Raw genomic sequence first — 12,276 nt, forward strand, 5'->3', positions numbered from 1 at the left:
GATGCATCAACCGATTGCGCATGTTGAGAGGCCAGGACTGGAAGTGGCTACCACCGGCGGTTATCTGCGTCGACTTACCCGTCGACTGACGGAGGACCTGGATCAAGTAGACGCCGAGAAAATCGGTGACGACGCCGCCGCCACCGGTGCTCAGCGCGTCATCGATTGTCAACGCGGCCAAGAAGTCACCATGTGCGGAACGCTGCGTACTGTCGAAACCAATTCCAAGGGCTGTGTGGCCGGTGTGAAGGCCGAGCTGTTCGACGGCACCGACACCGTGATGCTGGTCTGGCTGGGCCAGCGCCGCATCCCCGGCATCGAATCGGGTCGCACCCTGCTGGTGCGCGGTCGCCTCGGCAAGCTGGAGAACGGCGGCAAGGTGATTCACAACCCGTACTACGAGATTCAGCGCTAAGTGCCGGAAACCTCAGCACACGAGCCCGAGGGCTCGGGTGCACTAGACGCGCACGAGGGCCCGCATCTGAAGATCAGCGTGCCTGGGACCAAACCCGAGGAACCGGGCAGCTCACCGCTGCACGAGATGTGGCACCAGGCCGGCGGATGGCAGGGCATCGTCTACTCGTCCATCCCGGTGATCGTCTTCGTCGTCGCGGTCAGCGTGTCCTCGCTCATCCCCGCGATCATCTCCGCACTGGTTGCCGCGACCCTCGTCCTGATCTGGCGGCTGGTACGGCGGGAATCGCTGCAGCCTGCGGTATCGGGTTTCATCAGTGTCGGTATCAGCGCGCTGATCGCCTATCTCCTCGGAGAGGCCAAGGGCTACTTCCTCATTGGCATCTGGGCCAACTTCTTCTGGGGCATCGTGTTCTTGGCGTCGGTCATCATCCGCCGCCCCATCGTCGGCTATGCGTACAGCTGGGCGACTGGGGGAGACATGTCCTGGCGCGGCAATCGGCGCATCGTGACGGCCTTTGATATCGCGACAGTGTCCTGGATCGCGTTGTTCGCCGTCAGATTCGTTGTGCAGGAGTGGCTGTACCTTGCGGGGAACACGGCCTGGCTGGGTGGGGCGAAGATCGCCATGGGCTGGCCCCTGACGGCAGTCGGTGCGTTGGTCACCCTGCTGGTGATCCGCTACGTGCGACGTCAGACCGATCAGTCGGTGCAGGACCAGACGGTCGGGCCCGAGCCGACCGCCTAGTGCGGGCTACTCGGGCAGCACTGCCCGATGCAGCTCGTCCTCGATCTCGGCGGTGGCCACCAGGATCAGCTCGTCGCCCCCCTCAAGGGGTTCGTCGGGCTGTGCCGGAATGACGCGTGATCCGCGCAGAATCGCCACCAGCACCGCGTCACGGGGCAGTTCCAGCTTGCGTATCGGCTTACCGCCCCACGGGGTGTCGTCGGGCAGCGTGATCTCCACCAGGTTCGCCTGTCCCTTGCGGAACTCCATGAGTCGCACCACGTCACCGACGGCGACCGCCTCTTCGACGAGGGAGGCCAGCATCCGTGGTGTGGACACCGCGACGTCAACGCCCCAGGCCTCGTCGAACAGCCACTCGTTGCGGGGATCGTTCACCCGGGCCACCACACGGGCAACCGCGAACTCGGTTTTGGCCAGCAGGCTCAGCACCAGATTGGCCTTGTCGTCACCCGTTGCCGCGATCACCACGTCGAAGGTGTGCAGCTCCTCGGCTTCCAGCAGGCTGATCTCACAGGCATCGCCGAGCCGCCATTGAGCCTCGGGCACCGCCTCCGGATCGATGTGGTCAGGGTTGCGTTCCAGCAGCGTGACGTCATGACGGCTCTCGATGAGCTCCCGCGCGATCGAGCGCCCGACGGCGCCGGCGCCTCCGATGGCGACCTTCATCGGGTACCTCCGTGGTCGTCGTCGGCATCCTCGCCCGGTGGCTGGGCCGCGATGGCCATCGCCTCGGCGGCGCGGCCCGATACCGCGGAGACGTAGACCTCGTCGCTGTCCTGGATCACCGTCTTGGCGTCAGGCAGCACGCCGGTGCCGAACCGAATGATGAAGGCCGCCCGCGCGCCGGTGGCGGTCTCCAGTGCCGTGACGCGCTTGCCAATCCAGTCTTCGTGCAGCGCGAGCTCGGTGACGACCACCGAACCCGACGGATCGCGCCATTTGGTGGTGTCGCTTTCGCGGGTGAGGGCGTGCAGCAGCCGATCGGTGGCCCATGGCACGGTGGCGACTGTGGGGATGCCCAGCCGTTCGTAGACCGCGGCGCGCTTGGCGTCGTAGATGCGGGCCACGACGCGCTCGACACCGAAGGTTTCGCGGGCCGCCCGGGCCGAGATGATGTTCGAGTTGTCACCGGAGGAAACTGCGGCGAACGCCTGGGCCCGTTCGATCCCGGCCCGCAACAGCACATCGCGATCAAAACCCATGCCGACGATGCGTTCGCCAGTGAACTCGGGGCCGAGCCGGTTGAACGCGGAGGCTTCCTTATCGATGATCGCCACCTCATGGCCGATCCTGGCCAGGCCGCAGGCTAACGCAGCGCCCACGCGCCCGCAGCCCATCACCACTACTCGCACCGGTTGACCTTTCTGGATACGGCTTCGTCGCAATAGTTGGACGCCGCGTCGCGTCGCCCGACACAGCGATGTCAAGTGAGACCGTACCGCGATTGCTCGCGTGGCCTAATGTTGGCGTTCGTGTCTACGCTTTCCAAGCTGTCGACGGCGGCTCGACGCCTGGTAATCGGCCGACCGTTTCGCAGTGACAGCCTTGGCCATACCCTGCTGCCGAAGCGCATCGCGTTACCGGTTTTCGCCTCGGACGCGCTGTCCTCGGTGGCGTATGCGCCCGAAGAAATCTTCCTGGTGCTCTCCGTGGCGGGCATGTCCGCCTATGCGATGACGCCATGGATCGGCCTCGCGGTCGCCGCGGTGATGATGGTGGTGGTCGCGAGCTACCGGCAGAACGTGCACGCCTACCCGTCGGGCGGTGGCGACTACGAGGTCGTCACCACCAATCTCGGGCCCACCGCGGGTCTGACGGTCGGCAGCGCCCTGCTGGTGGATTACGTGTTGACCGTTGCCGTTTCCATGTCCTCGGCGATGTCGAACATCGGTTCGGCGATTCCGCTTGTCGCGCAGCACAAGGTCACGTTCGCGGTGGTCGCGATTGTGATCCTGATGTCGATGAATCTGCGCGGAGTCCGCGAATCGGGCGCCGCGTTCGCGATTCCCACGTACGCCTTCATGGTCAGCATGTATCTCATGTTGGGCTGGGGGCTGTTCCAGATCTACGTACTCGGTACCCCGCTGAAGGCGGAGTCGGCCTCCTTCGAGATGCATGGCGAAGGCAGCGGCATCCTGGGCTTCGCGCTGGTGTTCCTTGTCGCGAGGGCTTTCTCGTCGGGATGTGCGGCGCTGACGGGTGTGGAAGCGATCAGCAATGGCGTGCCCGCCTTCCGGAAACCCAAGTCACGCAATGCGGCCACGACGCTGCTGCTTCTCGGCGGCATCGCCATCACCCTGTTCATGGGCATCATCCTGCTGGCCGAACGCACCGGTGCGAAGATTGCCGAGGACCCCGCCACGCAATTGGTGGGTGCGCCCGCCAACTACCACCAGAAGACCCTGGTCGCCCAGCTGGCCGAGGCGGTGTTCGGTGACTTCCGGATCGGCTTCGTGTTCATCACCGTGGTGACGGCGCTCATCTTGGTGCTGGCCGCCAACACCGCGTTCAACGGTTTCCCGGTGCTCGGATCGATTCTGGCGCAGGACCGTTACCTGCCACGCCAGCTGCACACCCGCGGTGACCGGCTGGCGTTCTCCAACGGCATCATTTTCCTATCGGCCGTCGCCATCCTGTTCGTGGTGGCGTTCAAGGCCGAGGTGACCGCGCTGATCCAGCTGTACATCGTCGGTGTCTTCGTGTCCTTCACGCTCAGCCAGATCGGCATGGTGCGGCACTGGACCCGGTTGCTCACGACCGAGACCGACCCGGCGATGCGCGGCAAGATGATCCGCTCACGGATCATCAACACCATCGGTTTCATCATGACCGGGGCGGTGCTGCTGGTCGTCCTGGTCACCAAATTCCTTGCCGGAGCCTGGATTGCGATCCTGGCAATGGGTCTGCTGTTCGTGCTCATGAAGATGATCCACAAGCACTACAACACGGTGGCCCGCGAGCTGGACAACCACGAGGGAGAAGTGGTGCTGCCCAGCCGTACCCATGCCGTCGTCCTCGTCTCCAAGGTGCACCAGCCCACGCTGCGCGCTCTGGCTTACGCCCGTGCCACTCGTCCGGATGTCTTGGAAGCGATCACCGTCAGTGTGGACGATCGGGACACCCGCGAGCTCGTACGTGATTGGGAGACGAGCGATCTCAGCACCCCGCTGAAGGTGATCGCCTCCCCGTACCGCGAAATCACCCGGCCGATCCTCGATTACGTCAGGCGCATCAGTAAGGAAGCGCCACGCACGGTCGTCTGCATCTTCATCCCCGAGTACGTGGTGGGGCATTGGTGGGAGCAGGTGCTGCACAACCAGAGTGCGCTGCGGCTCAAGGGGCGTCTGCTGTTCGTTCCCAACGTCATGGTCACATCCGTTCCCTGGCAACTTGATTCGTCCGAACGTCGGCGGGAGCTCGACGAGCAGTCCGCACCCGGGGACTCACGACGCGGTTTCGACTCGTAGATGGCTATCGGCGAAATCCTCGAAGTCCAGACCGGCGGGCCGGCCAACGGGGGCAGTGTGGTGGCCCGGCAGGATGGGCGCGTCATCTTCGTCAGATACGCGCTTCCCGGTGAGCGGGTGCGGGTGCAGATCACCGACGACCGGCAAGCCAGTTTCTGGCATGGTGCCGCGATCGAGGTCCTCGACCCATCGCCGCACCGCATCGAACCGTTGTGCCCGATCGCCCATGGCAGCGGCGAATCTGGTTGCTGCGATCTCTCTTTCGCTGATCCGGCGTATCTGCGCGAACTCAAGGGCGATGTGGTGAGCCAGCAGCTGGCGCGGCTCGGTAAGTACGACTGGCAGGGCGTGGCGCAACCGGTGGGAACCGGCGCCCCCACCGGATGGCGTACCCGGGTGCGTCTGGATGTCAATGCGTTGGGCCAACCGGGTTTTCACCGGTATCACAGTGACGAGTTGGTGACCGACCTGCGCTGTGCCCAGGTGGTGCCGGGATTACTCGACGGGCTGGATGAGCCGAATCTGGGTTCCGACGGGCCGCTGCACGCCGTGATAGACGATCAAGGACGGCGACATGTGTTGCGCGGGCGCACGATTGTCGAGGGTGAGGATGTCGCGGTCCAGAAAGTGGGGGACCGGCACTGGCTGGTTCCGGTAACGGCCTTCTGGCAGGCGCACCGCGACGCGGCAAGCACGTACAGCCAACTGGTCTCGGAATGGGCCGAGCTGGAACCGGGGATGAGTGCCTGGGACTTGTACGGCGGCGTCGGGGTTTTCGCCGCGGTGCTGGGGGAAGCGGTGGGACGCGCGGGACGTGTTGTCAGCGTGGATACCTCGCGGCCGGCGTTCCGTAGTGCCAAGGGCGCGTTGGGTGACCTGCGTCAGGTCACGATGATCTGTGGTTCGGTCCGCCACGCCATGCGCGATCTGGGCGCGGCGGATGTTGCGGTGCTGGATCCGCCCCGGGCGGGTGCCGGGCGTGAGGTGATCGGAAAAATCGCGGAGGCCAACGTGCCAAAGGTTATCCATATCGGCTGTGAGGCAGCGGCATTCGCGCGCGATGTGGGCCTTTACCTGGAACGTGGATATCGGGTCCGGGAGTTGCGGGTGTTCGACGCGTTTCCGCTGACTCACCACATCGAGAGCTTCGCCCTGCTCACCCGATAGACAGCAACGAGCGTAAAGATCTTATAAACTGGCTCCAGGTGTGCCGGGAAGTCTGGTCGGCGGTTATCGAGCCCTACCTGAAAAACGAACGGACACCGACTCATGCGACTTAGCCAGCGCGTCTTCACCCGCGGATCATGGGCGGAGTCGTCGCGCGTCGCCGAAATTCTGCGTAAGGAGACTGTCGGCGGCGTCCTGTTGGTGGTGGCGGCGTTGACCGCGCTGCTGTGGGCCAACTCGCCGTGGAGCTCCTGGTACTACCGGCTGGGTGCCATCACCGTCGGGCCCGAGCGCTTGCACCTGAACCTGACGTTGGCGGGCTGGGCCACCGACGGATTACTGGCGATTTTCTTCTTCGTGGTGGGGGTGGAACTCAAACGCGAATTCGTCGCGGGGGACCTGCGCGATCCGGGTCGGGCCGCGCTGCCGATCGTCGCGGCGGTGGGCGGCATGATCGCGCCCGCCGCCATCTATCTGGCGGTCAATGCCGCCGGTGGTGGCGAAGCGATGCGTGGCTGGGCCATCCCGACGGCCACGGATATCGCCTTCGCGCTCGCTGTGCTCGCGGTGATTTCTACCCACCTGCCCACGGCGCTGCGCACCTTTCTGCTCACCCTGGCGGTGGTCGACGATCTGCTGGCCGTCATCGTGATCGCCGTTTTCTACACCGATGAGCTGCACTGGGGTCCGTTGGGGCTGGCGCTCATCCCGCTCGGCCTGTTCACCCTGGCCGTGCAGCGCCGCCGCCGGGAATGGTGGTTACTGGTGCCGCTGGCGGTGGCCACCTGGGCGTTGGTGCATGCCTCGGGTGTGCACGCGACGGTGGCAGGGGTGCTCCTCGGGTTCGCCGTCCCGGTGTTGCGGCGTGATGGCCGCACCGACGTGCACGGTATGGCCGAGCAATTCGAGCATCGACTGCGGCCGCTGTCGGCGGGTGTTGCGGTGCCGGTATTCGCTTTCTTTGCCGCCGGTGTCACCCTCGGTGGCTTCGCCGGGCTCGGGCAAGCCTTACTCGATCCGGTGGCGCTCGGCGTGGTCCTGGGCCTGCTGGTGGGCAAACCGGTGGGGATCTTCCTGACCACCTATCTGCTGGCACGGTTCACCCGTGCCAGCCTCGATGACGACCTCAGTTGGCTGGATATCGCGGGTGTGGCCCTGCTCGCCGGGATCGGCTTCACGGTGTCGCTGCTGATCGGTGAACTGGCGTTTGGAGCCGCGGAGTCGGCGACATCCGGATTGGGCGCGGAAACCGCGTCTCACGTCAAGGTGGGCGTGCTCGCCGGCTCGTTGACATCGGCGGCGGTGGCCTCGGTGGTGCTCAGGCTCCGGAACCGGGCATATGAGCGCATCGAGGCGAAGGAGACTTTGGATGCCGATCACGACGGGGTGCCCGATGTCTTTGGGCCCGCTCCAAGCGACCGGATCTGAATCGCTGCGTAGACTGACGGGATGCTTGACGACATCAGGGGGCCGGGTGACCTGCAGGGTCTCTCGAAGCGAGAACTGGACTTGCTCGCTGACGAGATCCGCGAGTTCCTGATCCACAAGGTCGCCGCGACCGGCGGCCATCTCGGACCCAACCTGGGTGTCGTCGAACTCACGCTCGCCCTGCATCGCGTTTTCGAGTCACCGTATGACCCGATCATCTTCGACACCGGGCACCAGGCGTACGTCCACAAGATCCTCACCGGCCGTACCGGAGATTTCGACACGCTGCGCCAGAAGGACGGACTGTCGGGGTACCCGTCACGGGCCGAGAGTGAGCACGACTGGGTGGAATCGAGCCACGCGTCGTCGGCCTTGTCCTACGCCGACGGACTCGCCAAGGCCTTTGAGCTCACCGGGCAACGGCGCCGCCATGTCGTCGCGGTGGTCGGAGACGGTGCCCTCACCGGCGGGATGTGCTGGGAGGCGCTGAACAATATCGCCGCCGCGGCGCATCGGCGCATCATCATCGTCGTCAACGACAACGGGCGCAGCTACGCGCCCACCATTGGCGGGCTGGCTTCGCATCTGGCCGGGCTGCGGCTCACTCCCTCGTACGAGAAGGTTCTCGACGAGAGCAAGAGGTTGCTGCGCGGTATGCCGGTGGTGGGACCATTGGCATACGCGTTGATGCACAGCCTCAAGGTGGGGGTCAAGGACGCGGTATCGCCGCAGGTGATGTTCACCGATCTCGGGATGAAATACGTTGGGCCGGTTGATGGTCACGATGAGCAAGCGGTGGAAGACGCGCTGCGCCGTGCCCGCGGCTACGGCGGCCCGGTGATCGTGCACGTGATCACTCGCAAGGGCATGGGATACGGCCCGGCCGAGGACGACGAGGCCGAGCAGATGCATTCCACCGGCGTCATCGACCCGAAAACCGGTCGCGCCATTAAGGCTTCGGCTCCTGGTTGGACGTCAGTGTTCTCCGACGCACTCATCGATGTGGCCAGGGAGCATCGCAATATCGTGGCGATCACCGCGGCCATGCCGGGCCCGACCGGACTCAGCAAGTTCGGTGAGTGCTTCCCCGATCGGTTGTTCGATGTCGGCATCGCCGAGCAGCACGCCGTCACCTCGGCGGCCGGACTTGCGATGGGCGGCCTGCATCCCGTGGTGGCGATATACTCCACCTTCCTGAACCGCGCGTTTGATCAGGTGATGATGGATGTTGCGCTGCACCAGCTTCCGGTGACATTCGTACTGGACCGCGCCGGGATCACCGGAAGTGACGGGGCCAGCCACAACGGCATGTGGGATCTGTCGATCCTGAATGTGGTGCCCGGGATGCGGGTTGCCGCGCCTCGCGATGCGTCGCGGCTACGCGAAGAGCTCACCGAAGCCCTCGCGATCGACGACGGTCCGACCGCGCTGCGCTTCCCGAAGGGTGATGTCGGCGAGGATATCCCGGCGGTCGAGCGACGAGACGGCATCGACATACTGGCCCGGCCGGCCAGCGGTTTGCATGCCGATGTGCTGCTGGTGGCGGTCGGCCCATTCGCGTCGACGGCATTGGCGGCGGCCGAAAGGCTGGGCAAGCAGGGGATCGGGGTTACCGTCGTCGATCCGCGCTGGGTGTTCCCCGTCCCCGAACACGTGGTGGAACTGGCCGGGCAGCATCGCCTGGTGGTCACCGTGGAGGACAGCGGTGTGCACGGTGGTGCCGGCAGTGCGGTGACGGCCGCGTTGCAAGATGCCGACGTGGACGTGCCGAGCCGGGATATCGGTGTGCCGCAGCAGTTCCTGGATCACGCGTCGCGCGGGCAGATCCTCGAGCAGCTCGGTTTGACCGATCAGCACATCGCCCGCAAGATCACCGGCTGGGTGGCCGCGATGAGTCGCGAGATCGGCGACAGCACCGTGAACCCGGCGACACAACAGGTCGACTAGGGCCCAATCGAAACTACGGTTTACGACGCATTTCCCAAGTACTCGTCACCAGACGCGGGGTGTCGGTGGGTTAGCCCGCCAACGCCTCGGCGAGGATCGGGACGGTCAGCTCCCGTTGCCAGGGGCGCGCACCGTGTGCGGCCAGTTGTTCTTCGACGTCTCCGTGTCCGTCCCAGTCCCAGCAGATCCGTCGGATGATCTCCGGGGTGACGATGTTCTCCACGGGCACCGATATCTGCTCGGAGAGTGTCGACAGGGCCGCCCTTACGGTTTCCAGGCGGGCATAGGCCTCGGGCTTGCGCCGCGACCAGCGCGACACCGGCGGGGGGCCGATGGTGGGTTCGTTGACCGGTGGAGGAGCGGCCCCGCTGCGTGCTTTCGCGAGCGCCGCGAGCCAACGGTCGGCCTGCTGCTTCTGCCGGGGCCCGCCGAAGACCGGGAGGGCGACCAATTCGGCGCGCGTCTTGGGATCGGCCAGCGCGGCCTCGACGATTGCCGAATCGGGTAGGGTGCGGCCGGGGGCCACGTCGCGTGCGCGGGCCAATTCGTCACGGCTGAGCCATAATTCGCGAACAGCCGCCAATTGTCCGGGCTTGCGTACCTTGTGGACACCGGAGGTGCGACGCCAGTTGTCCCGCCGCGTGGTGGGCGCCGGTGTGTGCGCGAGATGCTCGAACTCCTGGCGCGCCCATTCCGTCTTTTCCTGCTTGGCGAGCACCTCGGCGATCTTCTCGCGCAGCTCGACGAGCACCTCGACGTCCAGCGCCGCGTAGTTGAGCCAATCGTCTGGCAGCGGACGCTTGGACCAGTCGGCGGCGCCATGGCCCTTGGCCAGCCCCAAGCCGAGCAGCCGGTGCACCATCGAGGCCAGGTTCACCTTCTCGAATCCGGCAAGGCGCCCGGCCAATTCGGTGTCGTAGAGCGACGGCGGTTTCATGTCCAATTCGGCCAGGCAGGGCAGATCCTGGTCGGCGGCGTGCAAGATCCATTCGTCGGCGCCCAGCGCCTCGACGATCGGACCGAGGGCGTCCGGAACATTGGTCGGATCCAGCAGCACGGTCCCCGCGCCGCGGCGGCGAATCTGGATCAGATAGGCCCGGTTGGAGTAGCGAAACCCCGAGGCCCGTTCGGCGTCGACGGCAAACGCGCCGGTGCCGGAAGTCAAACGTTGTGCGGCCGCGCGTATTTCATCCGTCGATGCGGTGATCGGCGGCACCCCTTCGGCGGGTCGCAGCAGCGGTGTTGGCTCGGGAAGCTCGGAGTCGGCGTCCATATCTTCGGTTTTCATATCTGAGTCAGCAGCGTATGCGCTAAGCGCGGTGGCGCGAACCCAGATCCGTCACACCGACCGGCGGCAGGCCCGCCGCATGCTCCAGCACCTCGCAGAACGCCTCGACATGGATGCCGATATCCGCGCCGGTGGCGGTCCAGGACGCACGTAGCTCCAGCTGGTGGGCGCGCCCCGGGCCGGCGATGTCGCCGTAGCGGACCGACGTGGTGGCGGTGACGGTTCCGCCCAACGCCGTCACATCCGCGGTGCGTGTGTTGAGCGCGTCGACGAGCCAGCTCCACGCAACTTCCGGCAGCAACGGATCCACGGCCTCGGAGGAGTCCAGGTCGGCCTGGATATAGGCGACCAGCCGCATGGTGCCGTTCCACGCCTCGTCACCGTCGGGGTCGTGCAGCAGGATTAGCCTGCCGAACGCGTCGCCCTCGGATTGTTCGGGCACGTTATCGGTGTCGCGGTGTTTGATCTCAGCGCCGAGTGCGTAGCTGAACGGGGCCAGCCGTTGCGGGGGACGAATAGTGCCCAGCTCGATTTCCGGACGCGCGGTCACGGAGTTCATCGCGTCGACCGCCGCGCGGAACGGGGCTGGTTCGGCAGACGTCACAGCAATGGACGGTAGCGCGCCGGGCCGACATGCTCCCGCAGGCGCGCCGTGCGACGGCGTCTGACGCTCTTCGCGTGTACGGCTCATCGCGGCCATGGCAGCATGGGCGGTGATGACCGGATTGAACGAAGATAGCGCGACGACGGCGCAAACCCCTTCGAAAACGCGGCGTGACCTGCCAACTTCGCCATATTTGGCGGCCGCCGCGGGTGGGCTGCCCAGCCACCCTCCGGTGTGGTTCATGCGACAGGCTGGACGTTCGCTGCCCGAGTACCGCGCGGTGCGCGCGGATCACGCCATGCTGGACGCCTGTTTCAACCCCGAACTGGTTTGCGAGATCACGTTGCAGCCGATCCGCAGGCACCACGTGGACGCTGCCATTTTGTTCTCGGACATCGTGGTCCCGCTGAAGGCCGCCGGAATCGATCTGGACATCGTTCCCGACGTCGGGCCGGTGATCGCCAACCCGGTGCGCACCACCGCCGATGTGGCGGGGCTGCCGCGCTTGGAGCCCGGTCAGGTCGAGGCCGTCAGCGCCGCGGTACGACTGCTGGTTACCGAACTCGGTGCCACCCCATTGATCGGCTTCGCGGGTGCGCCCTTCACGTTGGCCTCGTATCTGGTCGAGGGCGGCCCGAGTCGTCATCATCAGCGCACCAAGGCCTTGCTGTTGGGTGATCCGCAGACCTGGCATGCCTTGATGACCGCGCTGACCGATATCACCATCGAGTTCCTGCGCGCACAGCTCGATGCCGGCGTGGACGCACTGCAGCTGTTCGACTCGTGGGCGGGCGCACTGTCTCTGGCCGACTACCGATCCGCCGTATTGCCGCACAGCACAAGGATTTTCGAGGAATTCGCGGGCGCTGGTGTGCCGATGACGCACTTCGGGGTGGGCACCGCCGAACTGCTCGGTGCGATGGGGGAGGCGGGAGCCACGGTGGTAGGAGTGGACTGGCGGACTCCGCTGAACGTCGCCGCCACCCGGGTCGGTTCCGGAAAAGCCTTGCAGGGCAACCTCGATCCGGCCGTGCTGTTCGCCGGTTGGCCGGTGGTGGAGCGCGAGGTGCGCCGCATCGTCGCCGAGGGGCGCCAGGCGGTGGCCGACGGGGCAGCCGGACATATCTTCAATCTAGGCCACGGAGTGCTGCCGGACACCGATCCTGCGGTGCTCACCGATGCGGTGGCGCTGGTGCATTCCCTGTGATGTCTG

At 65.7% G+C, this 12,276-nt stretch carries 11 protein-coding genes; 7 read left to right on the top strand and 4 right to left on the bottom strand.

From position 1 onward, the window contains the following. Position 1: 1 nt before the first annotated feature. Both BKG76_RS19565 and BKG76_RS19570 read left to right on the top strand, forming a co-directional pair. A complete protein-coding gene (locus BKG76_RS19565; RefSeq protein WP_164911316.1) occupies positions 2-415 on the top strand; it encodes an OB-fold nucleic acid binding domain-containing protein in 414 nt (137 codons plus the stop codon). After that, on the top strand, positions 416-1,162 hold the full coding sequence (locus tag BKG76_RS19570; RefSeq protein ID WP_070939406.1) for a DUF3159 domain-containing protein: 747 nt from the start codon (positions 416-418) through the stop codon (positions 1,160-1,162). It begins immediately after the preceding gene. A 6-nt stretch (positions 1,163-1,168) separates the two neighbouring features. On the opposite strand, the gene BKG76_RS19575 is transcribed toward BKG76_RS19570, so the two are convergent. Both BKG76_RS19575 and BKG76_RS19580 read right to left on the bottom strand, forming a co-directional pair. Continuing rightward, complete coding sequence (locus BKG76_RS19575) at positions 1,169-1,828, bottom strand: potassium channel family protein (RefSeq protein WP_070939407.1); 660 nt, start codon at positions 1,826-1,828, stop codon at positions 1,169-1,171. Continuing rightward, complete coding sequence (locus tag BKG76_RS19580; protein ID WP_109420913.1) at positions 1,825-2,514, bottom strand: potassium channel family protein; 690 nt, start codon at positions 2,512-2,514, stop codon at positions 1,825-1,827. Before BKG76_RS19580 ends, BKG76_RS19575 begins: the two co-directional genes overlap by 4 nt. A 120-nt stretch (positions 2,515-2,634) precedes the next feature. Between BKG76_RS19580 and BKG76_RS19585 the strand changes: the two genes are divergently transcribed. The 4 genes from BKG76_RS19585 (at position 2,635) to dxs (ending at position 9,171) form a co-directional block, all read left to right on the top strand. After that, complete coding sequence (locus tag BKG76_RS19585) at positions 2,635-4,629, top strand: APC family permease (RefSeq protein WP_207543796.1); 1,995 nt, start codon at positions 2,635-2,637, stop codon at positions 4,627-4,629. Continuing rightward, positions 4,630-5,796 carry a class I SAM-dependent RNA methyltransferase gene (locus tag BKG76_RS19590; RefSeq protein WP_070939410.1) on the top strand — a complete coding sequence of 389 codons (1,167 nt, stop codon included), beginning with the start codon at positions 4,630-4,632 and terminating at the stop codon, positions 5,794-5,796. A gap of 102 nt (positions 5,797-5,898) precedes the next feature. Then, positions 5,899-7,224: a Na+/H+ antiporter NhaA gene (gene nhaA, locus BKG76_RS19595; protein ID WP_070939411.1), complete on the top strand. Its 1,326-nt coding sequence runs from the start codon at positions 5,899-5,901 to the stop codon at positions 7,222-7,224. Positions 7,225-7,245: 21 nt separating this feature from the next. Next, positions 7,246-9,171 (top strand): 1-deoxy-D-xylulose-5-phosphate synthase, encoded by a 1,926-nt coding sequence (gene dxs / locus BKG76_RS19600; protein WP_070939412.1) that lies wholly within the window; start codon positions 7,246-7,248, stop codon positions 9,169-9,171. Between the two features lie 70 nt (positions 9,172-9,241). On the opposite strand, the gene BKG76_RS19605 is transcribed toward dxs, so the two are convergent. Beyond that, positions 9,242-10,444 (bottom strand): HRDC domain-containing protein, encoded by a 1,203-nt coding sequence (locus BKG76_RS19605; protein ID WP_070939986.1) that lies wholly within the window; start codon positions 10,442-10,444, stop codon positions 9,242-9,244. Between the two features lie 37 nt (positions 10,445-10,481). After that, positions 10,482-11,063 carry a DUF3000 domain-containing protein gene (locus BKG76_RS19610; RefSeq protein WP_070939413.1) on the bottom strand — a complete coding sequence of 194 codons (582 nt, stop codon included), beginning with the start codon at positions 11,061-11,063 and terminating at the stop codon, positions 10,482-10,484. A 112-nt stretch (positions 11,064-11,175) separates the two neighbouring features. Between BKG76_RS19610 and hemE the strand changes: the two genes are divergently transcribed. Beyond that, a complete protein-coding gene (gene hemE / locus BKG76_RS19615; protein ID WP_070939987.1) occupies positions 11,176-12,270 on the top strand; it encodes a uroporphyrinogen decarboxylase in 1,095 nt (364 codons plus the stop codon). The last annotated feature ends 6 nt before the right edge of the window (positions 12,271-12,276 follow it).

The organism is Mycobacteroides franklinii, from assembly GCF_001853795.1.
In the GTDB taxonomy this organism is placed as follows: Bacteria; Actinomycetota; Actinomycetes; order Mycobacteriales; family Mycobacteriaceae; genus Mycobacterium; species Mycobacterium franklinii.

Coding starts and splice junctions, on each gene's coding strand:
- BKG76_RS19565 (WP_164911316.1), top strand. CDS start 2: ATGCATCAACCGATTGCGCATGTTGAGAGGCCAGGACTGGAAGTGGCT.
- BKG76_RS19575 (WP_070939407.1), bottom strand. CDS start 1,828: ATGAAGGTCGCCATCGGAGGCGCCGGCGCCGTCGGGCGCTCGATCGCG.
- BKG76_RS19590 (WP_070939410.1), top strand. CDS start 4,630: ATGGCTATCGGCGAAATCCTCGAAGTCCAGACCGGCGGGCCGGCCAAC.
- nhaA (WP_070939411.1), top strand. CDS start 5,899: ATGCGACTTAGCCAGCGCGTCTTCACCCGCGGATCATGGGCGGAGTCG.
- dxs (WP_070939412.1), top strand. CDS start 7,246: ATGCTTGACGACATCAGGGGGCCGGGTGACCTGCAGGGTCTCTCGAAG.
- BKG76_RS19605 (WP_070939986.1), bottom strand. CDS start 10,444: ATGGACGCCGACTCCGAGCTTCCCGAGCCAACACCGCTGCTGCGACCC.
- hemE (WP_070939987.1), top strand. CDS start 11,176: ATGACCGGATTGAACGAAGATAGCGCGACGACGGCGCAAACCCCTTCG.